Origin of the sequence: Actinomadura hibisca NBRC 15177, assembly GCF_001552635.1 — a bacterium.
Taxonomy (GTDB): Bacteria; Actinomycetota; Actinomycetes; order Streptosporangiales; family Streptosporangiaceae; genus Spirillospora; species Spirillospora hibisca.
Genome location: NZ_BCRO01000001.1, coordinates 198,680 through 220,425 on the forward strand (window position 1 = coordinate 198,680; position 21,746 = coordinate 220,425).

Annotated in this window: 22 protein-coding genes; 11 read left to right on the forward strand and 11 right to left on the reverse strand. The window is 74.7% G+C overall.

Translation table 11 applies throughout. The features are described 5' to 3' along the window. Nucleotides 1-5: 5 nt before the first annotated feature. Entirely contained in the window at nt 6-476 is a 471-nt protein-coding gene (locus AH6_RS00910) for a DUF2243 domain-containing protein (protein ID WP_067471779.1), read from the reverse strand. Nucleotides 477-713: 237 nt separating this feature from the next. Here AH6_RS00910 and AH6_RS00915 point away from each other — a divergent pair, with 237 nt between their 5' ends. Beyond that, entirely contained in the window at nt 714-1,319 is a 606-nt protein-coding gene (locus AH6_RS00915) for a flavodoxin family protein (protein WP_067471782.1), read from the forward strand. Nucleotides 1,320-1,383: 64 nt separating this feature from the next. Further along, nucleotides 1,384-2,565 (forward strand): zinc-dependent alcohol dehydrogenase, encoded by a 1,182-nt coding sequence (locus AH6_RS00920; protein ID WP_067471784.1) that lies wholly within the window; start codon nt 1,384-1,386, stop codon nt 2,563-2,565. Here the strand turns inward: AH6_RS00920 and AH6_RS00925 are convergent. Beyond that, entirely contained in the window at nt 2,555-3,973 is a 1,419-nt protein-coding gene (locus tag AH6_RS00925; protein WP_067471787.1) for an MFS transporter, read from the reverse strand. The two genes, AH6_RS00920 and AH6_RS00925, sit on opposite strands and share 11 nt — an antisense overlap. A 110-nt stretch (nt 3,974-4,083) precedes the next feature. Between AH6_RS00925 and AH6_RS00930 the strand changes: the two genes are divergently transcribed. Then, entirely contained in the window at nt 4,084-4,968 is an 885-nt protein-coding gene (locus tag AH6_RS00930; RefSeq protein WP_067471996.1) for a helix-turn-helix transcriptional regulator, read from the forward strand. Nucleotides 4,969-5,074: 106 nt separating this feature from the next. Continuing rightward, nucleotides 5,075-6,919 carry a transketolase gene (locus tag AH6_RS00935; protein ID WP_067471790.1) on the forward strand — a complete coding sequence of 615 codons (1,845 nt, stop codon included), beginning with the start codon at nt 5,075-5,077 and terminating at the stop codon, nt 6,917-6,919. 52 nt (nt 6,920-6,971) lie between these two features. On the opposite strand, the gene AH6_RS00940 is transcribed toward AH6_RS00935, so the two are convergent. Beyond that, nucleotides 6,972-7,373 (reverse strand): hypothetical protein, encoded by a 402-nt coding sequence (locus AH6_RS00940; RefSeq protein WP_067471792.1) that lies wholly within the window; start codon nt 7,371-7,373, stop codon nt 6,972-6,974. Between the two features lie 170 nt (nt 7,374-7,543). Here AH6_RS00940 and AH6_RS00945 point away from each other — a divergent pair, with 170 nt between their 5' ends. Further along, nucleotides 7,544-8,050, forward strand: a complete 507-nt coding sequence (locus AH6_RS00945) for a hypothetical protein (RefSeq protein WP_067471795.1) — start codon at nt 7,544-7,546, stop codon at nt 8,048-8,050. Between the two features lie 62 nt (nt 8,051-8,112). Here AH6_RS00945 and AH6_RS00950 read toward each other — a convergent pair whose 3' ends face one another. The 8 genes from AH6_RS00950 to AH6_RS00985 all read right to left on the reverse strand — a co-directional run bounded on the left by AH6_RS00950 (nt 8,113) and on the right by AH6_RS00985 (nt 15,791). After that, nucleotides 8,113-8,943: an NmrA family NAD(P)-binding protein gene (locus tag AH6_RS00950; protein ID WP_067471798.1), complete on the reverse strand. Its 831-nt coding sequence runs from the start codon at nt 8,941-8,943 to the stop codon at nt 8,113-8,115. 132 nt (nt 8,944-9,075) lie between these two features. Further along, the gene (locus tag AH6_RS00955; RefSeq protein WP_067471801.1) at nt 9,076-9,990 is read right to left on the reverse strand and encodes an ABC transporter substrate-binding protein; all 915 of its coding nucleotides are present in this window, start codon (nt 9,988-9,990) and stop codon (nt 9,076-9,078) included. Next, a complete protein-coding gene (locus AH6_RS00960; RefSeq protein ID WP_067471803.1) occupies nt 9,990-11,189 on the reverse strand; it encodes an LLM class flavin-dependent oxidoreductase in 1,200 nt (399 codons plus the stop codon). The genes AH6_RS00955 and AH6_RS00960 overlap by 1 nt, the downstream gene beginning before the upstream one ends. Beyond that, complete coding sequence (locus tag AH6_RS00965; RefSeq protein WP_067471806.1) at nt 11,179-12,114, reverse strand: LLM class flavin-dependent oxidoreductase; 936 nt, start codon at nt 12,112-12,114, stop codon at nt 11,179-11,181. The genes AH6_RS00960 and AH6_RS00965 overlap by 11 nt, the downstream gene beginning before the upstream one ends. After that, the gene (locus AH6_RS00970) at nt 12,111-13,136 is read right to left on the reverse strand and encodes an ABC transporter substrate-binding protein (protein ID WP_067471809.1); all 1,026 of its coding nucleotides are present in this window, start codon (nt 13,134-13,136) and stop codon (nt 12,111-12,113) included. The genes AH6_RS00965 and AH6_RS00970 overlap by 4 nt, the downstream gene beginning before the upstream one ends. 8 nt (nt 13,137-13,144) lie before the next feature. Continuing rightward, on the reverse strand, nt 13,145-13,885 hold the full coding sequence (locus tag AH6_RS00975; RefSeq protein ID WP_067471812.1) for an ABC transporter ATP-binding protein: 741 nt from the start codon (nt 13,883-13,885) through the stop codon (nt 13,145-13,147). Next, the gene (locus AH6_RS00980) at nt 13,882-14,766 is read right to left on the reverse strand and encodes an ABC transporter permease (protein WP_083982090.1); all 885 of its coding nucleotides are present in this window, start codon (nt 14,764-14,766) and stop codon (nt 13,882-13,884) included. The genes AH6_RS00975 and AH6_RS00980 overlap by 4 nt, the downstream gene beginning before the upstream one ends. Continuing rightward, nucleotides 14,763-15,791, reverse strand: a complete 1,029-nt coding sequence (locus tag AH6_RS00985; protein ID WP_067472003.1) for an NrtA/SsuA/CpmA family ABC transporter substrate-binding protein — start codon at nt 15,789-15,791, stop codon at nt 14,763-14,765. The genes AH6_RS00980 and AH6_RS00985 overlap by 4 nt, the downstream gene beginning before the upstream one ends. A 396-nt stretch (nt 15,792-16,187) precedes the next feature. On the opposite strand from AH6_RS00985, the gene AH6_RS00990 reads away from it, so the two are divergent. The 6 genes from AH6_RS00990 to AH6_RS01015 all read left to right on the forward strand — a co-directional run bounded on the left by AH6_RS00990 (nt 16,188) and on the right by AH6_RS01015 (nt 21,736). After that, entirely contained in the window at nt 16,188-16,799 is a 612-nt protein-coding gene (locus AH6_RS00990; RefSeq protein ID WP_245679104.1) for a helix-turn-helix domain-containing protein, read from the forward strand. Between the two features lie 87 nt (nt 16,800-16,886). Continuing rightward, entirely contained in the window at nt 16,887-18,050 is a 1,164-nt protein-coding gene (locus AH6_RS00995; protein ID WP_067471815.1) for an NAD(P)/FAD-dependent oxidoreductase, read from the forward strand. After that, a complete protein-coding gene (locus tag AH6_RS01000) occupies nt 18,047-18,361 on the forward strand; it encodes a (2Fe-2S)-binding protein (RefSeq protein WP_067471819.1) in 315 nt (104 codons plus the stop codon). Before AH6_RS00995 ends, AH6_RS01000 begins: the two co-directional genes overlap by 4 nt. Continuing rightward, nucleotides 18,358-19,809 carry an FAD-dependent oxidoreductase gene (locus AH6_RS01005; RefSeq protein WP_067471822.1) on the forward strand — a complete coding sequence of 484 codons (1,452 nt, stop codon included), beginning with the start codon at nt 18,358-18,360 and terminating at the stop codon, nt 19,807-19,809. Before AH6_RS01000 ends, AH6_RS01005 begins: the two co-directional genes overlap by 4 nt. Beyond that, a complete protein-coding gene (locus AH6_RS01010) occupies nt 19,809-20,738 on the forward strand; it encodes a dihydrodipicolinate synthase family protein (protein ID WP_067471825.1) in 930 nt (309 codons plus the stop codon). The genes AH6_RS01005 and AH6_RS01010 overlap by 1 nt, the downstream gene beginning before the upstream one ends. Beyond that, nucleotides 20,735-21,736, forward strand: coding sequence for a proline racemase family protein (locus AH6_RS01015; protein ID WP_067471828.1), 1,002 nt, complete (start codon nt 20,735-20,737; stop codon nt 21,734-21,736). The genes AH6_RS01010 and AH6_RS01015 overlap by 4 nt, the downstream gene beginning before the upstream one ends. Nucleotides 21,737-21,746 lie beyond the last annotated feature (10 nt).

The following is a 21,746-nucleotide window of genomic DNA, read 5'->3' on the forward strand; positions in this document are numbered from 1 at the left end:
CCGGCCTAGCCTTCCGTGCGGGTGCCGCCGCGCTGGAACAGCCAGCCCCCGACGATCAGGAGCGCGCCGAGCAGCAGGAAGCCCATGTCCCACCAGGTCTGGTGCGGGCCGCTGCGGACGTGGTGGATGCCGAGGATCTGGTGGTCGACCAGCCCTTCCACCACGTTGAACAACCCCCAGCCGACCGCCAGCCAGCCCCACAACTCGCGCGAGCGCCACACCGGCCTGCCGGTGCGGTTCATCCGCGCGTACAGCAGCGCGAGGCCGGTGAGCACCGACAACCAGGTGAACACGTGGAAGAAGCCGTCCCACAGCGTGTTCATCTCCAGGCCCGGGACGGTGGTGACGGGGTACTCGCGCAGGCCGATGCGGTCGCTGCCCGTGCTGCTCAGCATGTGGTGCCACTGGAGGACCTGGTGGAGCATGATGCCGTCCACGAAGCCCCCCATCCCGACGCCGAGGATCGTCGCCGGCACGGCGAGCCCCCTCGGGACCGGGACACGGCGGAGGTGGCCATGGAGATCTCCTTCCGGTGTCTCCCCGGTTGATCCCCGGGCCCCCTCCCTCCCCGATCACGGGCGGTTAAACGTTGCGCCAAGCCGCCCGGCCCCGCAGGTTTCGGCCGGTCGGCGAGGGTAGGGCGACAGAGATTCCACCCAAGAGATCCCGCTCAAGGGATCTCATCGCCCCCCGACCGGACGAAGGAGCCGCCCGTGCGCGCCGTGGTCATCAACTGCACGCTGAAGCGTTCGCCGGAGACCTCCAACACCGAGGCCCTGGCGGACGTGGTGGTGAAGGAGCTGCGCGCCAGGGACGTGGAGGTGGAGGTCGTCCGCGCCGTGGACCTGGACATCCCGCCCGGCGTGGAGACCGACCTCGGCGACGGCGACCCCTGGCCCGCCGTGCACGGCAAGCTGCTGGCGGCGGAGATCCTGGTCGTCGCCTCGCCGACCTGGGCCGGGCACCCGTCGTCGATCGCGCAGCGCGTCATCGAGCGCATGGACGCGATGATCTCGGAGACCGACGACACGGGCCGCCCGGTCGCCTACAACCGCGTCGCGGGCGTGGTGGTCACCGGCAACGAGGACGGCGCCCACCACGTCATCAGCGAGATCACCGGCGCGCTCGGGGACTACGGCTACACCGTCCCGGGGCAGGCGTGGACCTACTGGAACCAGGGCCCCGGGCCGGGCCCCAGCTACCTGGAGGCCGAGCGCGGCCGCGACTGGGCCGCCAAGACCGGACGCGCCATGGCGTCCAACCTCGTCGCGGTCGCGGCGGCGCTGGCGGCCAGGCCGATCCCGGCCCCGCCGTCGTGATCCGGCGGCCGCCCCCGGCGGCCCGCCCGGACCGACCCGAGACAGCACCACGACAAGGAGCACCATGAAGGCCGTCACCTGGCACGGCAAGCGCGACGTCCGCGTGGACACCGTCCCCGACCCCGCGATCAAGGAGCCGACCGACGCGGTCATCAAGGTCACCACGACCGCGATCTGCGGCTCGGACCTGCACCTGTACGAGGTGCTCGGCCCGTTCATGGGGGAGGGCGACATCCTCGGCCACGAGCCGATGGGCGTCGTGGAGGAGGTGGGCGCGGAGGTCACCCACATCGCGCCCGGCGACCGCGTGGTGATCCCGTTCAACATCTCCTGCGGCCACTGCCACACGTGCGGCATGCAGCTGTACGCGCAGTGCGAGACCACGCAGGTCCGCGAGCACGGCATGGGCGCGGCGCTGTTCGGCTACACTAAGCTCTACGGGCAGGTGCCCGGCGGGCAGGCCGAGTACCTGCGCGTCCCGCAGGCCCAGTTCGGCCCGATCAAGGTGCCCGAGGGCCTGCCGGACGAGCGCCTGGTGTACCTGTCGGACGTGCTGCCGACCGCCTGGCAGGCGGCGGACTACGCGCAGATCCCCGAGGGCGGCTCGGTCACCGTGCTCGGCCTCGGCCCGATCGGGCAGATGTCGGCCCGCATCGCCCGCCACCTCGGCCACCGCGTCATCGGCGTCGACCTGGTGCCCGAGCGCCTCGCCATGGCCCGCCGCCACGACATCGAGGTGGTGGACCTGACCGCCACCGACGACGTGCCCGGCGCGATCCGGCAGCTCACCGACGGCCGCGGCACCGACTCGGTCATCGACGCGGTCGGCATGGAGGCGCACGGCTCCCCGGCGGGCAAGCTCGCCCAGACCCTGGCCGGGCTGCTGCCCGACCGCGCCGCCGCGCCGCTGATGCAGAAGGCGGGCGTGGACCGGCTGGCGGCCCTCACCACGGCGATCGACACCGTGCGGCGCGGCGGGACGATCTCGCTGAGCGGCGTGTACGGCGGCATGGCCGACCCGCTGCCGATGCTCCAGATGTTCGACAAGGGCATCGCGGTGCGGATGGGCCAGGCCAACGTCAAGCGCTGGATCGACGACCTGCTGCCGCTGGTGCTCGACGAGGCCGACCCGCTCGGCGTCGCCGACCTCGCCACCCACCGGCTGCCGCTGGACCAGGCCCCGCACGCCTACGAGATCTTCCAGAAGAAGCAGGACGGCGCGATCAAGGTGCTGCTCACGCCCTGACCCGCCGCCGCAGCGCCAGCGGCAGCGCGCACAGCGCCGCCAGCAGCGCCGCCGCGGCCAGGGCCTGGCCGGTCGGGTACTCGGCGCGGCCGGTCGAGCCCGCCGCGGCGGCCGAGGTGAGGAACAGGGTGCCGACGGTGGCGATGCCGGTCACCTGCCCGAGCTGCATCAGCGTGAGCAGCAGCCCGCTGCCGTCGGCGGCGTCCTCGGCCGGGACGTGCGCGAGCGCGGCCGTCATCGCGATCGGCATGACGCCGAGGCCGCCGCCGATCACCACCGTCAGCGCCTCGTAGGCCACGCCGCCGCCCGACAACGGGCCGATCCACAGGTAGCCGAACGCCGCGACCGCGAAGCCCATCGGGATCAGCGGCCGGTGCCAGCGCTCGGGCAGCCGCTGCCAGCGGAGGCCGACCAGCGCGAACGCCGTCACGCACGGCACGAACGCCAGCCCTGAGGCCAGCGGCCCGTACCCCAGGTCGCCCTGGAGGTGCAGCGTGGTGGTGAACAGGAACGCCGCCCACGTGCACGGCCCGGCCAGCACGGCGATCGCCGCCGGGGCGAGGCCGGGGGAGCGCAGCAGTCCCAGGGGCAGTAGCGGGCGGTCGCCGCGCGCGGCCACCCGCCGCTCCACCACGACCAGCACCGCCGCCGACAGCGGGGCGGCGGCCAGCGCGGCCAGGCACCAGGCGGGCCAGCCCAGCTCGTGCCCCATGATCAGGGGCACCACCAGCAGCAGCACCGTCGGCGTCAGCACCAGCAGGCCGGGCACGTCCAGCCGCGCCGTCCGGCCCGGGGCGCGGGGCGGCAGCACGCGCGGCGCGGCGGCCAGCAGCGCCAGCCCGATCGGCACGTTCACCAGGAACACCACGCGCCAGCCCAGGCCGACCAGCAGCCCGCCCGCGACCTGCCCGACGACGATGCCGCCGGACAACACCGCCGCGTAGAGGCCGAGCGCGCGGGCCCGCGCCGGACCCTGGTACCCGCGCTGGATCATGCTCATCACCTGCGGCGTCATCAGCGCCGCGGCCGCGCCCTGCACGAAGCGGAACACCACCAGCGTCCAGGCGCCCGGCGCGAGGCCGCACGCCAGCGACGCGGCGGTGAACCCCGCGAGGCCCAGCCGGAACATCCGGCCGTGCCCGGCCATGTCGCCCAGCCGCGCCCCGGTGACCATGAGGACGGCGTAGGCGATGGAGTACCCGGCCACCACCAGTTGCAGGCCCGCGCCGGAGGCGTGCAGGTCGGCGCGCAGCGTCGGCAGGGCGACGTTGACGATGCTGACGTCGAGGATGGCCATGAACTGGCCGAGCAGCAGCACCGCCAGCAACGTCCGGCCGGCGGTGCGCGGCCGTTCCGCCGGTGGCCCTTCGGGCGGTCCTTCGAGGGACAGGTCGGTCGTCGTTGTCATGGTCCCAGCGTGCGGCCGTCCCGATGCGGGTACCGAGAGCCCCCTGATACTGGTACTGACAACACCTGGCACGGGCCGGGCGCGTCGGCGAGGCTGGGAGGGTGACCATCATGTCGGACCCCCGCGCGCCCGCCTCCCGGGGGCGCCGCCGCCCCGAGCTGGCGGCGTTCCTGCGCAGCCGCCGCGCCCGCATCACCCCCGAGGACGTGGGGCTGCCCCCGGCCCCGCGCCGCCGCACGCCGGGGTTGCGCCGCGAGGAGGTCGCCCAGCTCGCCGGGGTCGGGATCACCTGGTACACCTGGCTGGAGCAGGGCCGCCCCATCAACGCGAGCCCGCAGGTGCTGGAGGCGGTCGCCCGCACGTTGCGGCTGGACGCCGCCGAGCGCGCCCACCTGTTCCGGCTGGCCGGCGTCCCGCTGGACGAGCCGTCCGACCCGGTCTCCTGCCTGCTGTCGGAGGCCCCGGACCTGCGCGAGGTCCTGGCCGGGCTGGACCCGCTCCCGGCCGCCGTCAGCAACGCCCGCTCGGACGTGCTGGCCTGGAACCGGGCGTACGCCGCCCTGTTCCCGCACCTGGTGAACGCGCCGGCCGCCGAGCGCAACACGATGTGGATGGCCTTCACGGTGCCGCCCTGCTGCAACCCGATCGTCGACCTCGACAACGAGGGGGCGGTGTTCGTCGCCTCGTTCCGCCAGCGCTACAGCCGCCACATGGACGAGCCGGGCTGGGACGACTTCGTGCGGCGGCTGCGCGCGGCCAGCCCGGAGTTCGCGCGGTTGTGGGCCACTCAGGACGTCGCCGAGCCCGGGTCGCGGGACAAGGTGTTCCGGCACGCTGCGGTGGGGGAGGTGGCGACCCGCGCCACCGCGTTCGACGTCGCCTCGGCGCGGGGCGTCCGCATGGTCGTGTACCGGCCGCTGGGCGAGGACGACCGCAAGCGCGTCGAGTGGCTCCTCGACAACCCCGGCGCGGCCGCCGCCGACCACACCCACTGACCGGCCCACTGACCGGCCCGCCGGACGATCCGCCGTACGGGGCATCCCTTCGCGCGCCCCGGGTAGGGGCGGACGGTCCGCCGTACCCGCGCGAGGGGAAAGGATCATGGAACACGACCGTCTGAACGAGCTGGGCGAGCTGGGGCAGCGGCTGCGGGTGGACGCCGTCCGCGCCGCCGACGCCGCCGGGTCCGGGCACCCCACCTCCTCGATGTCGGCGGCCGACCTGGTCGCCGTCCTGGCGGCGGGGCACCTGCGCTGGGACCCCGACCGGCCCGCCGCGCCCGGCAACGACGAGCTGGTCTTCTCCAAGGGGCACGCCTCGCCGCTGCTGTACGCGCTCTACGCCGCCGCCGGACTCGTCACCGACGAGGAACTGCTCACCTTCCGCAAGGAGGGCAGCCGCCTGGAAGGCCACCCCACGCCCCGGCTGCCGTGGGTGAAGGTCGCCACCGGCTCGCTCGGCCAGGGCCTGCCGGTCGGCGTCGGCATGGCGCTCGCCGCGCGCCGCCTGGACCGGTCCCCGGCGCGCGTCTGGGTGTTGTGCGGCGACAGCGAGATGGCCGAGGGCTCCATCTGGGAGGCCGTCGAGCACGCCGCGCACGAGGGCCTGGACAACCTCACCGCGATCATCGACGTGAACCGGCTGGGCCAGCGCGGCCCCACCCGGCACGGCGGCGACACCGGCGCGTACGCCCGGCGGCTCGGCGCGTTCGGCTGGCACACGATCGAGGTCGACGGCCACGACGTCGCCGCCGTCGACGCCGCCTACCGCGAGGCCGCCGCGACCACGGGACGGCCCACCGCCGTCGTCGCCCGCACCCGCAAGGGCCGGGGGGTGGCCGCCGTGGAGGACCAGGAGGGCGCGCACGGCAAGCCGCTGCCTGACGCCGAGCAGGCCGTCGCCGAACTCGGCGGCCGCCGCGACGTCCGCGTGCGGATCGCCCGCCCCGACTTCGACCCGCCCGAACGGCGCGACGAGCCGCGCCAGGCCGAGCTGCCCCGCTACGAGGTCGGCGACGAGGTCGCCACCCGCAACGCCTACGGCGAGGCGCTGGCCGCGCTCGGCGCCGCCCGCCCCGACGTGGTCGCGCTCGACGGCGAGGTCAGCGACTCCACGCGCGCCGAGTTCTTCGCCAAGGAACACCCCGACCGCTTCTTCGAGACCTACATCGCCGAGCAGCAGCTCGTCGCCGCCGCCGTCGGGATGCAGGCGCGCGGCTGGACGCCCTACGTCTCGACGTTCGCGGCGTTCCTCACCCGCGCCTACGACTTCGTGCGCATGGCCGCCGTCAGCCGCGCCGGCATCAACCTGGTCGGCTCGCACGCCGGGGTCGCGATCGGCGAGGACGGGCCGTCGCAGATGGGGCTGGAGGACCTGGCGGCGTTCCGCGCCGTGCACGGCAGCACCGTGTTGTGCCCGTGCGACGCCAACCAGGCCGCGCGCCTGGTCGCCGCCATGGCCGACGCCGAGGGCGTGCGCTACCTGCGCACCGCCCGCGGCAAGACGCCGGTGATCTACGGGCCGGACGAGGAGTTCGTCATCGGCGGCAGCCGCGTGCTGCGCTCCTCCGCCGACGACCAGGTCACCATCGTCGCGGCCGGGACCACCGTGCACGAGGCGCTGGCGGCCGCCGACCGGCTGGCCGCCGCCGGGACGCCCGCGCGCGTCATCGACCTGTACTCGGTCAAGCCGGTGGACGCCGCGACGCTGCGCGAGGCCGCCGACCGCACCGGCCGGTTCGTCACCGTCGAGGACCACTGGCCCGAGGGCGGCCTGGGCGACGCGGTGATGGACGCCTTCGCCGACGGCCGCCCCGCGCCGCGCGTCACCCGTCTCGCCGTGCGGCACATGCCCGGCTCGGCCACCCCCGAGCAGGAACTGCGCCTGGCCGGGATCGACGCCGACGCGATCGTGGCCGCCGCGCACGACCTGGCCGCGACCGCCTGACACGGAAGGAGCCGGGAGGGGGCGTCCCTCCCGGCTCCGTCTTCGTGAACGTTCAACGGCTGCGGCGCAGCATGATGAACTGCGCGGCGGCGAAGGCGGCGACCACGCCCGCCTGCATGACCGCCCACACGCTCCCCACGGTGTTGAGCGACAACCAGCCGGTCACGACCGCCACGACGCTGAGCACCGCCCACACCGCGTTGCCCTCGGCCAGGGCGGTGACCGCCCACCGGTTCGGCCGGGCCGGGACCGAGACCGCCCACACCGCCGCCGCGTACAGCAGCAGGAAGGCGCCGATCGCGCGGCCGGGCCCGGCGGGCAGGCCGAGCAGGTCCGACAGCGGTCCGGCCAGCGCCAGATAGGCCGCGCCGTTCACGCCGGTGACCACCGCGTCCAGGCGCAACACGAGCTTGAGCGCGGTACGGGCGTCGGTGGTGGACAGGATCGCGGTCATCGGCGTTCCCCTTCCGGGAAGAAGTGCGTGGTGCTGACAACGACGACGCTAGAAGCCGGAGCACGGCAAAACGATTACCCGGTGGGTAATCGGGCGGCTATGCGGTAAAACGCCCGTCGAGCGGCCGGGGGCTCTAGCGTGTCCGGCGGTTCCTACCGAAGGAGAAGACGATGGGCTTTCCGTTCGAGTACTTCCGCGCGCCCGACGCGGCCGAGGCGTTGCGGCTGCTGGACGACCCCGAGGACCCCGGCGTTCCCGCCGCGCCCACCATGCGCGGGGCCGACGCGGTGGAGGCCAAGGGGATGGACTCCACAGTGACGGTCGGCCAGCTGCTGGCGTTCATCCTGGAGGTGCCCTGGGACGTGGACCTGATGTCCAGCGAGCTGGTGTGGCCGCAGTCGCCGCCGGCCTCCGAGCGGGAGGCCGAGGAGTTGCCCGACGACTCGCCCTGGAACACCGGTGTCACCGTGGAGGTGCTCGGCGACGCGGCGCGCGACGGCCTCGCCGGGGCCGACGAGGCGCGGTTCCCCGAACTCGCCGAGCGCTGGGCCGGCATCGAGGAGTTCGGGCGCGACACCGACCCCGGGGAGCTGGTGGAGATCATCACCGAGCTGGTGACGCTGGCACGGCGGGCCAAGCAGAACGGTGAGCACCTGTTCACCTGGTGCTGCGTCTGAACCGGTGTCGTGCAGCCGGGACACCCGTGCCCGGCCCGAGGGGGCCGGGCACGGGCGGCGGGTCAGGCCGCCGGGCGGAAGTCGGCGGCGTTCTCGGCCGCCCACTGCGCGAACGTGCGCGCCGGGCGCCCGGTGACGTCCTCGACCGCCGTCGTCACGGTGTAGCCGATCTCGGGGGTGTTGCCGAGCGCCTCCACCAGGAACTCGATCAGCTCGGCGGGCATCCCGTCGGCCGCCCACCTGGCGCGCGCTTGCTCCTCGGTCAGCTCGACGTACTCGATCTCGCGCCCGACCGCCTCGGCGAGGAGGCGCACCTTGGCGGTGGTGGTGATCGCCTCCGGTCCGGTCAGCACGATCTCCTCGCCGTGCCGCCCGCCGTTGACCAGCAGCGCCGCCGCGACCGCGCCGATGTCGGCCTCGTGGACCATCGCGCTGCGCCGCCCGCCGAACGGCTCGCGCACCACGCCCTCGGCGCGCACGCTCCCGGCCCACCACTGCCGCGTGTTGCTCATGAACTCGGTGGGGGCCAGCATCGTCCACTCCAGGCCGCTCGCCCCGAGCGCGTCCTCCAGCGGGCCCTGGTCGCGCCCGCCGAGCACCGTCACCCGGCGCACGCCGCTCGCGACGGCGAGCCGCACCAGCTCCGCGCCCGACTCCAACGCGCCGTAGGCGTCGCCCGCGAAGTTGATCAGGTGGACGCCGGTCACGCCCGCGAACGCCTCCGTCAGCGTCGCGGGGTCGGCCAGGTCGCCGCCCACGACCTCGACGCCCGCCGGGAGGTCCGCCTTGGCGGGGTCGCGGGTGAGCGCCCGCACGTCCTGCCCCAGCCGCAGCAGCTCCGCCACGACGTGGCGGCCGACCGTACCCGTGGCACCCGTCACCAGGAAGGTCATGAGCGTTCTCCTCATCAGTCCGGAACGGAACGTTCGGTTCTACTATAGCAGAACGGAACGCTTCATTCCACAATGAGGGAAAGGGGGCGGACGGTCGGCGCGGTCCCGGACGCGCGGCCGCCCGCCCCCGGCTCACCGCAGGGTCGCCGCCACGACCTTCGCCAGGTCCGGCAGCACCGCGTCGGCCACGGTGATCTTCCGGTCCACCAGCCCGTTGGCGTGGAACAGGTCGGCCGCGCGCTGCTGCTCGGCGACGAACTCCTCGCTCACCGGCCGCAGCCCGAACGGCCGCGAGCGCAGCGCGTGCTCCCAGGCGTCGAGGTCCCCGCCGTCGTCGGCGGCGAACAGCTCGGCCGCCTCGCGCGGGTTCTGCGCGATCCACTCGTCGGACTCCTGGAGCGCGCCGACGATGGCCGCCAGCTCCTCGGGGTGCTTCTCGGCGAAGTCGCGGCGGGTGAACCACAACGACCGGTGGCTGAACAGCCCGTCGGTCTTGATCAGGGTGCGCAGCTCGGCCTGCTCCTCGACGTGGGTGAGCGCCGGGTAGGAGCCGGTCCAGGCGTCGACCTCGCCGTCCAGGAACTTCTGGGCGGCGTCCGCGCCGACGTCCACCGGCTCGATGTCGCTCCAGGTCAGCCCGGCCTCGTCGAGCGCGAACAGCAGCAGCGTGGTCTGCCACGATCCGTGCCCGAGCGCCACCCGCTTTCCCTTGAGGTCGGCGGGCGTCTCGATGCCGGAGTCGGCGCGCACGACCAGCCGGCCGTTCTCGTGCCGGGAGCCCGAGATCGCCACGTAGACGATGTCGTGGCCCTTGGCCTGCGCGGTCACCGGCGGCGTGGAGCCGGTGCCGATGAAGTCGTAGCCGCTGTCGAACAGGTGGTCGCCGTGCAGCGACGGCAGCCCCTCGGCCGGGCCGGGCCGCTCACCCTCGGGGAGGGAGCGCAGGTCCACCCACTCCACGTCGGGCAGGGAGCGCTCCAGGACGCCCCGGTGCCGCAGCACCCACAGCGAGTTGTTGTGCGGGAAGAAGCCCACGCGGATCGACATCAGACGGTTCCTTTCACAGCGGTGAGAGAGGGGGTGGCGAGAGAGGGGGCGGCGAGGGGCGAGTGGTCGCGGAGGTCGTGGTGGCGGAGCAGGGGCAGGACGTGCTCGCCGACGCGGTGCGCCTCCTCCAGGTGCGGGACGCCCGCCAGGACGAAGGAGTCCACGCCGAGCGCGATCAGCTCGTCCAGCCGGGCGGCGACCTGCTCGTAGCTGCCGACCAGGCCGAACGCGGGCCCGCCGCGCAGCAGGTGGAAGCCGCCCCACACGTTGGGGGCCGCCTCCAGGTCGCGGGGGCGCGACACCGGCCAGTTCACGAACGACTGGCCGCGCAGCCAGCCGACCGAGTCGCCGCTCGCCTCGGGACCGCGCAGCGCGGCCGGGTCGACGTGCCGCCAGCCGCGCTCGATCTCGGCCCAGGCCGCCTGCTCGGTCTCGCGGGCCAGCACGTCGATGCGCACCGCGAATTTCGGCGACCGCCCGATGGCCTCGGTGTGCTCGCGGACCTGCGCGAACTTGGCCGCCAGCGCCTCGAACGGCTCCAGCCAGGACAGGTAGTAGTCGGCGTGCCGCCCGGCGGCGGCGATCGCGGCGGGCGAGGACCCGGAGAAGTAGATCTCCGGGAACGGCTGCCCGGCCAGCGGCTCGGGCAGGCCCGCGCCCGCCACCCGGTAGAAGCGGCCGTCGTAGTCGAACGGGCCGCCGTCCCAGACGCCCTTCAGCACGTCCAGGAACTCCGAGGTGCGGGCGTACCGGTCGTCGTGGTCCACCTTGTCGCCCCACCACAGCTGCGGGGGACCGCCGCCGCCGGAGATGACGTTGTAGACCGTGCGGCCGCCGGTGGCGCGCTGGAGGGTGGCCGACATCCGCGCCGCCTGCACCGGGTGCAGGAAGCCCGGCTGGTAGGCGATCATGAACCGGTAGGTGGTGGTCTCCCGGGCCAGGCTCGCGGCCGCCGCCCACGGGTCGTCGGTGAACGGGAACGACGGCAGCAGCCCGCCGACGAAGCCCGACAGCTCCGACGCCCGCGCCACGTCGGCCATGTGGTCCAGGTGGGTGTAGCCGTCCGGGCGGCCGCCGCGCACGCCGGGGGTGATGCCGCCCGGCGCGAGCGGCGTCCAGTCGCCCCGGCTGGTCTCGCGGCGGCGCAGCGAGGACTGGTCGCCGTGGGTGCCGATCCGCCAGTAGATGTCAATCGGCATGCGTGTACTCCTCGGTGAACAAGGGCAGCAGGTGCTCGCCCAGCCGGTAGGTCTCCTCGACGCCCGGCTCGGCCTCCAGGACGAAGACGGTGACGCCGCGGGACAGGTGGGCGCGGATCGTGTCGGCGACCTCGCCGTAGGAGCCGAACAGCCCGGCGGGCGCGTCGTCACCGCGCCTGCGGGCCTCGGCCTCCGCCTCCGCCCGGTCCTCGCGGACCAGCACCGGCAGCCGCAGCCCGAAGGCGGGCGTCGGGCCGCGCCCGACGGACAGTTCGGACAGCTCCGCGATCCCGGCGTCGAGGTCGTCGCCGAGGCCGAACAGGTGCACGTCGGCGTGCTCGGCCGACAACTCCAGCGCCTCGGTGGAGGTGCCCGACAGCAGGACGCGCGGGAAGGCGCGGCCCGCCAGCGGCCCCTGGAAGCCCCCGGCCAGCACCTGGAAGTACCGGCCCTCGTAGGTATAGTCCTCCTCGTGCCACACGCCCTTGGCGATGGTGAGGAACTCGTCGGCGCGCACGTACCGGTCGGCGCCCTCCAGGAAGTCGCCCTGCGACCGCGCGACCGCCGGGTCCAGGTCGACCGTCAGGCGCCAGTCGAGCCGGTCGCCGGAGAACCGCTGCAACGACGCCGACACCTTGGCCGCGTAGACGGGGGTGGCGATGCCCGGGTGGAACCCGGCGATGCCGCGCAGCCACCGGTTCTGCCGCAGCAGGCCCGCCGTCACGACCAGGGACTCTTCGCCGCCCGGGTCGAACGGCGTCAGCACGCCGTGGAAACCGGCGACGTCGGCGGCGCGGCCGATCTCGGCCAGGTGCTCCAGCGGCCCGAACGCGCCGGGCCGCAGGTCGGTGACGAACGACGGCAGCGGCGCGGGGGCGGGTCCGCCGCGCGTGGGCAGCACGAGGTGGAACTCGGGAGTGCTCATGCCGGGACCCCCAGGGTGAGGCGTTCGCGGGCCAGTCGCAGGGGCTCGTGCGCGACCCAGGCGTCCAGGTCCACGTCGGCGTCCAGGAAGCCGTGCACGAGCAGGAAGTCCTTCTGGACGCGCAGCAGGTCCAGCCGCTCGTCCGACAGGTCGGGGTGCAGGGAGCGGTGGAAGTCGCCCCGGTAGGCGGTGGTGACGCCTGCCGCTTGCGAGCCGGTCTCCCGGGCGAGGATCTCGCGGACCTCGGCCAGGTGACCGGCGGCCCAGTCGGCGGCGCGCAACGTCTGCGCCAGGAACGCCGTCACCAGGTCGGGCCGCTCCTCCAGCAGCCGTTCGTGCACGGTGATCGGGCGGGGCGTGCCGTTGTTGACGCGGGTGCGCGGGTCGGGGTGGGCGTCCAGGTCCACCGCCACGACCAGGCCCAGTTCGCGGGCCTGGTCGGCCGAGCGCGCGCCCTTGACGTAGACCGCGTCCACCGTCCCGGCGGCCAGCTCCTCCAGCCCCGGCCACGGCCGCGACCGGCGGTCCGCGCCGCGCCCGACCGAGGGGGACGGGTCGGCGGCCACCTCCACGAACGTCACGTCGTCGAGGGTGAGGCCGCCCTGGGCGAGCGCGCCCTTGACGCCGTGCAGCGCCATCGCGCGCGGGAAGCTCTGCGCGCGGGTCGCGGCCCAGCCCGGCAGCGCGACCCGCGCGCCGCGCAGCCCGGCCGCGCCGGTGATGCCCGAATCGGGGCGGACCAGGATGGACTGCCACTCCTCGATCCAGGTGAGGCCGATCAGCCGGGTCGGCGCGCCGGCCGAGCGGGCGGCCAGCGCGGGGACGTTGCCGCCCTCGCGGAACAGGCCGAGCAGCTCGTGGTCGAAGTGGTGCAGAGCCAGCTCGGGCCCGGCGTCCTGGAGGACGCCGACGTCGAGGCCGGCGCCGCCGAACTCCTCGGCCAGCCAGCCGAGGTTGTGCGCCAGCCCGCTCGCGGTGGGCACCGGGCAGCGGGTGAACCAGATCTTGTCTACGGAGGTCACGTGACTCCTCAGTACTCCTCGGTGCGGGGCGTCAGCGCGGGGACGGGCGTGACGCCGAGATCGGACAGCAGGGAACGGCGCAGGTCCACCGCGGCGGGGTCGTCGCGGTCGCGGGGCCGTGGCAGGTCGATGGTCTGGTCGCTGGCGAACGCGCCGTCGCGCAGCACCACGACGCGGTCGGCGAGCCGCAGCGCCTCGTCCACGTCGTGGGTGACCAGCACCACCGCGGGGCGGTGCCGCGCGCACAGCTCGGCGACCAGGTCCTGCGTCTGGAGGCGGGTGAGGGCGTCCAGAGCGGCGAACGGCTCGTCCAGCAGCAGCACCTGCGGGTCGCGGACCAGCGCGCGGGCCAGCGCCGCGCGCTGCGCCTCGCCGCCCGACAGGGTGGCGGGCCAGGCCCGCTCGTGGCCCGCCAGCCCGACCTCGGCGAGCGCGCGCCGCCCGGCGTCGCGAGCCGAGCGCGGCAGGCCGAGCGTCACGTTGGCGAGGACGCGCCGCGACTGCACCAGCCGGGGTTCCTGGTAGACGGTGGTGCGGCGCGCCGACGTCAGGACGGTGCCGGAGTCGGGCCGCTCCAGGCCCGCCAGCACCCGCAGCAGCGTGGTCTTCCCGGTGCCGCTCGGACCGAGCAGCGCGAAGAACTCGCCACGGCGGATCTCCAGATCGATCCCGTCCAGGACCACCTTGTCCCCGAACGCCTTGCGCAGCCCGCGCACGCGCACGGCCACCTCACCGGCGGGCGCGCTCATCGGGCCCTCACCTGCCGCTGCCAGGGCATCGCCAGCCGCTCCACGCCCCGGATGGCCAGGTCGATGGCCAGGCCGAGCAGCGCGTAGATGACGATGCACAACACCATGTAGTCGTTGCGGTAGTACTGCTGGGCGAGCGTCACCAGGTAGCCGATGCCCTCGGTCGCGCCGATCTGCTCGGCGGCGATGAGGCCGGTCAGCGACACCGACAGGCTGATGCGCAGCGCCATCAGGATGCTCGGCAGCGCGCTCGGCACCACCACCTGCGCGGCCAGCCGCGCGCCGCGCAGCCCGAACCCGCGCGCCGCCTCGACCACCTTGCGGTCCACGCCGCGCACGCCGAGGTAGGTGTAGGCGTACATCGGGGCGACCGTCGCCACCGCGATCAGCACGATCTTGAAGGTCTCGCCGACGCCGAACCAGGAGATGAACAGCGGCACCAGCGCCAGGAACGGCACCGCGCGCTTCATCTGGAGGGTCGGGTCGATCAGCTCCTCGCCGAGCGCCGACAACCCGGCGGCGATGCCGAGCAGCAGCCCGAGCCCGGCCCCGGCCAGCACGCCGAGCAGCGCGCGCCGCCCGGAGGCCAGCAGGTAGTCGGCGAGCTGCCCGGTGCCGACCAGCTCCTCGAACGCGCCGAGCACCGCGCCCGGCCCGGCGAGCACGTCGGGGGAGATGCGGCCGTTCGCCGACCCGTACCACCAGACCGCGACCAGCAGCGCCGGGACGCTGGCGCGCACCGCCAGCGAGGTGAGCGGGTGGCGGCGGCGCGTCCCGATCCACGCGGGCGTCCGCAGGTCCGCGGCCCCGGTCTCCTCAGGGGCGGCGTCTTTCGCGACGGTCCCGTCGGGGGGTGCCGGGGGCACCTTCTCCAGCGTCACGGCTTGGCCGTCCGCAGGTCGAAGATGACGTCCTGGGGCCGGATGTCCACGGGCAGCACGCCGTGCTTGCGGAACACGCCGCTGACCGCCGACACGTACTGGCCGTCGTCACCGCCCGCGTTGCGCGGGACGTTCTGGACCCGCGCCTTGGCGATGTTGTCGGCCAGGCGCGGTCCCGACACCGCCGACGGGCCCTTCTGGAGGAAGACGTTCTGGAACTTGGCCGGGTCGCGCTTCTCCTGCTCGGTCAGCTCGCGCAGCACGTCCAGGAAGGCCTGCACCGCCTTGGGGTTGCGGTCGAGCAGCTCGTTGCGGGCCGCCCAGATGTTGAGGTCCTTGTCGGGCAGGTCGCGGCTGGTCACCAGCGTCCGCGCGCCCTTGGCGACCACCTCGGGATACGCCTGGACGATGGCCCACCACGCGTCCACCTTGCCCGTGGCGAACGCCGACGCGCCCTGCACCGGGTTGAGGTAGACGCGCTTGACCTTGTCGACGGGCACGCCCTCCTTCTCCAGGGCGAGCAGCAGCAGGTACTCGCCGCGCCCGCCCTTGTTCACCGCGACCTGCTTGCCGACCAGGTCCCGCACCGACTTCACCGGGCTGCCCGCCGGGACGACCAGGCCGTCCTCGCGGGGCGCGTCCGCGCCGGTGACCGGGTCGGTGAACGAGAAGATCTTGATGTTGCGGCTGTTGGCCAGGTAGCCGAGCGCGGGGGAGATCGCGCCTTCCAGCACGTTCACCGAGCCGGAGCGCACGGCGTCGATGGTGGCGGTGAACGAGGCGTAGGAACCGCCCCACTCCACCCGCGCGCCCACGGACTTGAGCCGCTTCTCCAGGATGCCCTCGCGCTTGGCGTAGGCGAGCGGGCCCTCGTTGCCGGGGTCCTTGAGCTTCAGGACGACGCCGGAACCGCCGCCGGAGCCGCCCGCTTCGGCGGACCCGCCGCAGGCGGCGGCGGTGAGGCCGAGCAGGGCGGTGGCGGTGGCGGCGGCCGCCAGGCGCAGGCGTGGACGGAATCTGGACATGGTGATGTGGCCCTTCAGGGTGGGGTGGAACGGCGGCACGCAGGCAGGGCGGGGCCGATGATCCGGGGGATGGGGAGAGGGGAGGGCGCGGTCGGACCGCGCGGTTCCGCCGGGCGAGCGGGAGAAGGAGTGCTCAGGCGGCGGGACGGGTCAGTGACAGAGGGCGCTGTAACAGAGGGCGCTGTCCAGGCGCATGAGATCGACCACGCGCCGGACGACCAGGGCGACGTGCGGCATATTTCCTATAATTCAGGTCGGTTTTACATAAGTCAAGGTCCCCGGCCCGTACGCCTCGGCGGCGCGCGTCACAGGGGCCCGCCCTATAATCGTTCGGTAAAACGAACGTGGGCGGTGCCCGGCCCCGGCCGGGCGGCGGCGAGGACGAGGGGGTCGCGCGTGGGCGCTCCAGGCGAGTCGGTGCGGGACATGCTGGCGGCCAACCTGCGGCGCGTCCGCACCGGCCGGGGGTTGTCGCTGTCGGAGCTGTCCCGCCGCTCCAAGATCGGCAAGGCGACGTTGTCGCAGCTGGAGGCGGGCGCGGGCAACCCCACCATCGAGACCGTCTTCAGCCTGTCGCGCGTCCTGGAGGTCCCCATCTCCGACCTGCTGGACCCGCCGCGCACCTCGGGGCTGACGGTGGTGCGCGCCGCCGACGTCGAGGTGCTGCGCGGGCAGGGGGTGGACCTGCGCCCGCTGCGCGGCATCGAGTCCGGCGACGCGGTCTTCGAGGTCTACGACCAGCGGGTTCGCGCCGACTCGCGGCAGGATTCGCTCGGCCACGTCGGCACCGAGCACACCGTCGTCCAGGCGGGCCGGCTCGGCGTTCGGGTCGACGGCCGGGAGGTGGAGCTCGGCCCCGGCGACTACGTCGGCTTCGACGCGCTGCTGCCGCACTCCTACACCGCGCTGGACGGCCCGGTGCGCTCGGTGCTGCTGCTCCAGTACCGCTCCGACCAGCGACTTCACTCGGCGCCCACGCACCCGCCGTGCCTCGCCGACGCGAGGTGACGCCGATCTCATCCGGGCATTGACACTGCTCGGAACCGGGGCATAACCTCCAACTCGTTCGGTAAACCGAACGTTCGGGAGGTGCGGATGCGGGTCGTGGTGCTGGGCGCCGGAATCGTCGGCGCGGCCTGCGCGCGCGAGCTGGCCCGCAGGGGCCTGGCGGTGACCGTCCTGGACCGGGGCGGCCCGGCGGCCGCGACCACCGCGCACGGCGAGGGCAATGTGCTGGTGTCCGACAAGGGCCCCGGCCCCGAACTGGAGCTGGCCAGGCTGTCGCGGCGGCTCTGGCCGGAGATCCTCGCCGAACACGAAGCCCCTCCCGCCGACGCGGTCGAGTGGGACGCTAAGGGCGGCATCGTCGTCGCCACGACCGACGCCGGAGCCCGCGAGCTGGCCCGGTTCGCCGACTCCCAGCGCGCGGCCGGGATCACCGCCGACACCCTGGACGCGGCGGCGCTCGCCGAGGCCGAGCCGCACGTCACCCGCGACGTCGCGCTCGCCGTCCACTACCCCGAGGACGCGCAGGTGCAGCCCTCCGGCGCGGCGGCGTTCCTGCTCGGCGGCGCGCTGCGCGCGGGCGCGGAGCTGCGCACCGGCTGCGAGGTCCTGGGCGCGGTCACCTCCGGCGGCCGCCTCACCGCCGTCCGCACCTCCGCCGGGACGATCGAGGCGGACGCGTTCGTCAACGCGACCGGCCCCTGGTCCGGCGAGGTCGCCGCGCGCCTCGGCGCGCCGGTGGACGTGCGGCCCCGGCGCGGCGAGGTGCTGGTCACCACGCCGCAACCGCCGCTGGTCTTCCACAAGGTCTACGACGCCGACTACGTCGGCGCGGTCGGCAGCGGCGCCGAGGAGCTCCAGGCGTCGGCGGTCGTGGAGTCCACCCGCGCCGGGACGATCCTGCTGGGTTCCTCGCGCCGCCGCGTCGGCTTCGACGACCGGCTGCGCCCGGAGGTGCTGTCGGTCATCGCCCGCAAGGCGCTGCGGTTGTTCCCGTGCCTCGCCGGCGTCCCGGTGATGCGCGCCTACGGCGGCTTCCGCCCCTACGTGCCCGACCACCTGCCGGTCATCGGCCCCGACCCGCGCCTGCCCGGCCTGTGGCACGCGGGCGGCCACGAGGGCGCGGGCATCGGCCTGTCGCCCGGCACCGCGCTGCTGCTGGCCGACCTGCTCACCGGCCGCGCACCGCAGATCGACCCCGCGCCGTTCCGGGTGGACCGGCCCGCCGTGCTCTTCGAAGGAGACGACCAGTGAGCCCCAGACTCCTGCGCGCCGACGCCGACCCCGTCGGGCGGCACGACACGCCCCTGACCGTCACCGTGAACGGCGAGCCCCTGGCGGGCGTCGCGGGCCAGACCGTCGCGGGCGTGCTGCTGGCGTCCGGCCGCCGCTCCTGGCGGGCGGGCCCGTCCGGCGCGCCGCGCGGGGTGTTCTGCGGGATCGGCGTGTGCTTCGACTGCCTGGTCACCGTCAACGGCGAGCGCGACGTGCGGGCCTGCCGCCGCCGCGCCGCCGACGGCGACGTGGTGACGACCCAGTCGCGCGAGCCCGGGGACGCCCGGTGACGGCCCGGACGAGGCGGCACGTCGCCGTCGTCGGCGCGGGGCCCGCCGGACTGGCCGCCGCGGCGGCCGCACTGCGCGCCGGAGCCCGCGTCACCCTCGTCGACGCCGCCGAGCGGCCCGGCGGCCAGTACCACCGGATGTTGCCCGAGCAGTACCGGGCCGCGCGCCCCGAACGCCTCCACCACGGCTGGGCGGCCTTCGACCGGCTGCGCCGCCACGTCCTCGGGCACCCGCGCTGCGCCTGGTGGGCCGAGTCGTCGGTGTGGTCGCTGGAACGCCCCGGCCCCGGCGACGAGACGGCCCCGCGCGTGCACGTGGTGCGCGGCCCGGCCGACGGCGCGGGCCGCGAACGCCTCGTCCTCGACCCCGACGCCCTCGTGCTCGCCCCCGGCGCGCACGACCGCGTCCTGCCGTTCCCCGGCTGGGACCTGCCGGGCGTGTTCACCGCCGGAGCCGCCCAGGCCTTGGCCAAGGGCGAGCGCGTCGTGATCGGCGACCGGGTGGTGGTCGCCGGAGCCGGGCCGTTCCTGCTGCCGGTCGCCGCGTCGCTCCTGGAGGCGGGCTCCACCGTGCTGGAGGTCTTGGAGGCCAACCCCGCCGCCACCGTGCTGCGCGGCTGGGGCAGGCGGCCGTGGGAGCTGGCGTCCCAGGCGGGGAAGGCGGGGGAGCTGGCCGAGTACACCGCCCTGCTCGCCCGCCACCGCGTCCCCTACCGGACCGGCCGCGCCGTGATCGAGGCGCGCGGCGACGGCCGCGTGGAGGAGGTCGTCACCGCCCGGTTGCGCGCCGACTGGTCGGTGGTGTCCGGCACCGAGCGGATCGTCGCGGTGGACGCGGTCTGCGTCGGCCACGGTTTCACCCCGCAACTCGAACTGCCCCTCGCCGCCGGATGCGCGCTGCGCGAGGGCTTCGTCCAGGTGGACGGCGACCAGCGCACCACCGCGCCCGCCGTCCTCGCCGCCGGAGAGATCACCGGCATCGCCGGAGCCCCCGCCGCGCGGGTCGAGGGCCTGGTGGCGGGCTGGGCCGCCGGGGGAGGCGACGCCGCCGCCCCCGAGGCGCGCGCGGCCCGCCGCCGCCGCGACCGGGCCCGCGCGTTCGCCGCCCGCCTCGCCGCCGCCCACCCGATCGGCGACGGCTGGCCCGGCTGGTTGCGCCCCGAGACCGTGGTGTGCCGGTGCGAGGAGACCACCTACGGCGCGCTGTGCCGCGCCGCCGACGCCCCGGCGTCCGCCGCCGCCCGCGCCGTCAAGCTCGGCACCCGCGCCGGGCTCGGCCCCTGCCAGGCCCGGATCTGCGGCCCCTCCGTCGCCGAGCTGCTGGCCCGCCGCAGTCCGCCCCCCGACCTCGCGGCAGGCGGACACCGCCCCGCGACCCCCCACCACCGTCCCGTCGCCCAGCCGATCCGGCTCGGCGAACTGGCCCGGCCCCCGAAGGAGAACCTCTGATGAGCAAGGAGAAAGTCACTGGTCTGGGCGGCGTCATCGTCGCGACCGCCCTGCCTTACTACGGCGACGCCTCCGCCCCCGCCGGGCTGGCCGTGGACTACGACCGGTTCGCCGAGCACTGCCGCTGGGTGGTCGACAACGGCTGCCGGGGCGTCGGCCCCAACGGCTCGCTCGGGGAGTACTCCTCGCTCACCGACGAGGAGCGCCGCCGCGTCGCCCGCACCGCCGTGGAGGCCGTCGGCGACGACGGCGTCGTGGTCGTCGGCGTGCACGGCCCCGGCTGGCACCAGGCGAAGCACTGGGCCGAGATCGCCGCCGAGGACGGCGCGGACGGCGTGCTCTGCCTGCCCCCGACGATGTACCGCGCCAACCACGGCGAGGTCGTCGCCCACTTCGAGGCCGTCGCGTCGGTCGGCCTGCCGGTCATGGTCTACAACAACCCCATCGACACCAAGGTGGACCTCACCCCCGGCCTGCTCGCCGAGATCGCGCAGATCGACAACGTCGTGGCGGTCAAGGAGTTCTCCGGCGACGTCCGCCGCGTCCTGGAGATCAAGGAGCGGGCGCCCGGCCTGGAGGTCGTCGCGGGCGCCGACGACGTGACGCTGGAGGCGCTGCTGATGGGCGCGACCGGCTGGTTCGCCGGGTTCCCCAACGTGTTCCCCGCCGAGTCGGCGCGGCTGTACGAGCTGGCGCTCGCCGGTGACCTCGCCGGGGCCCGCGCCCTGTACGAGCCGCTGGTCGCGGCGTTCCGCTGGGACTCACGCACCGAGTTCGTGCAGGCCATCAAGCTCGGCATGGAGATGGTCGGCCGCTACGGCGGCCCGTGCCGCCCGCCGCGCGGCCCGCTCACCGAGGAGCACCGCGCGGGCGTCACCGCCGACATGGAGCGCGCGATCGCCGCGCTGGAGAAGGGGCTCGCCGCATGAGGTCGTTGCGCACGATCAGCGCCGTCGACTCCCACACCGAGGGGATGCCGACCCGGGTCGTGACCGGCGGCGTCGCGCCCGTCCCCGGCGCGACCATGGCCGAGCGCCGCCGGTACGCCGTCGAGCACCTGGACGGCCTGCGCCGCTTTCTGGTGGACGAGCCGCGCGGCCACGCCGCGATGAGCGGCGCGATCCTCCAGCCGCCGACCCGGCCCGACGCCGACTGGGGCGTGCTGTACATCGAGGTCAGCGGGTTCCTGCCGATGTGCGGGCACGGCACCATCGGCGTCGCGACCGTGCTGGTGGAGACCGGCATGGTCGAGGTGACCGAGCCCGAGACCGTCGTCCGCCTGGACGTGCCCGCCGGGCTGGTGGAGGCCCGCGTGCGCGTCCGCGACGGCCGCGCCGAGCAGGTCACCCTCCGCAACGTCGGCTCGTTCGCGACGGCGCTGGACGCCAAGGTCCACGTGCCCGGCCTGGGCGAGGTCCGCTACGACATGGCCTACGGCGGCAACTTCTACGCCATCGTCGACATCGAGAGCGTCGGCCTGCCGTTCGACCGCGCCCGCAAGGACGACATCCTCAAGGCGGGCCTGGACATCATGGCCGCCATCAACGAGACCGACCGCCCACAGCACCCCGAGGACCCGCTCATCGGCGGCTGCAAGCACGTGCAGTTCCTGGCCCCCGGCTCCGACGCGCGCCACTCGCGCAACGCGATGGCCATCCACCCCGGCTGGTTCGACCGCTCGCCGTGCGGCACCGGCACCTCCGCCCGGATGGCGCAGCTCCACGCGCGCGGCGAGCTGCCGCTGGACACCGAGTTCGTCAACGAGTCGTTCATCGGCACCCGCTTCACCGGCCGCCTGGTCGGCGCCACCGAGGTCGGCGGCGTGCCCGCCGTCGTCCCCGAGATCTCCGGCCGCGCCTGGATCACCGGCACCGCCAACTACCTGCTGGACCCGAGCGACCCCTTCCCCGAGGGCTTCGTTCTCTAGCGGTCCGGCT

Coding starts and splice junctions, on each gene's coding strand:
- AH6_RS00920 (WP_067471784.1), top strand. CDS start 1,384: ATGAAGGCCGTCACCTGGCACGGCAAGCGCGACGTCCGCGTGGACACC.
- AH6_RS00955 (WP_067471801.1), bottom strand. CDS start 9,990: ATGTCGATCCGCGTGGGCTTCTTCCCGCACAACAACTCGCTGTGGGTG.
- AH6_RS00935 (WP_067471790.1), top strand. CDS start 5,075: ATGGAACACGACCGTCTGAACGAGCTGGGCGAGCTGGGGCAGCGGCTG.
- AH6_RS00975 (WP_067471812.1), bottom strand. CDS start 13,885: ATGAGCGCGCCCGCCGGTGAGGTGGCCGTGCGCGTGCGCGGGCTGCGC.
- AH6_RS00960 (WP_067471803.1), bottom strand. CDS start 11,189: ATGCCGATTGACATCTACTGGCGGATCGGCACCCACGGCGACCAGTCC.
- AH6_RS00925 (WP_067471787.1), bottom strand. CDS start 3,973: ATGACAACGACGACCGACCTGTCCCTCGAAGGACCGCCCGAAGGGCCA.
- AH6_RS01015 (WP_067471828.1), top strand. CDS start 20,735: ATGAGGTCGTTGCGCACGATCAGCGCCGTCGACTCCCACACCGAGGGG.
- AH6_RS01010 (WP_067471825.1), top strand. CDS start 19,809: ATGAGCAAGGAGAAAGTCACTGGTCTGGGCGGCGTCATCGTCGCGACC.
- AH6_RS00995 (WP_067471815.1), top strand. CDS start 16,887: ATGCGGGTCGTGGTGCTGGGCGCCGGAATCGTCGGCGCGGCCTGCGCG.
- AH6_RS00945 (WP_067471795.1), top strand. CDS start 7,544: ATGGGCTTTCCGTTCGAGTACTTCCGCGCGCCCGACGCGGCCGAGGCG.
- AH6_RS00950 (WP_067471798.1), bottom strand. CDS start 8,943: ATGACCTTCCTGGTGACGGGTGCCACGGGTACGGTCGGCCGCCACGTC.
- AH6_RS00940 (WP_067471792.1), bottom strand. CDS start 7,373: ATGACCGCGATCCTGTCCACCACCGACGCCCGTACCGCGCTCAAGCTC.
- AH6_RS00965 (WP_067471806.1), bottom strand. CDS start 12,114: ATGAGCACTCCCGAGTTCCACCTCGTGCTGCCCACGCGCGGCGGACCC.
- AH6_RS00930 (WP_067471996.1), top strand. CDS start 4,084: ATGTCGGACCCCCGCGCGCCCGCCTCCCGGGGGCGCCGCCGCCCCGAG.
- AH6_RS00985 (WP_067472003.1), bottom strand. CDS start 15,791: ATGTCCAGATTCCGTCCACGCCTGCGCCTGGCGGCCGCCGCCACCGCC.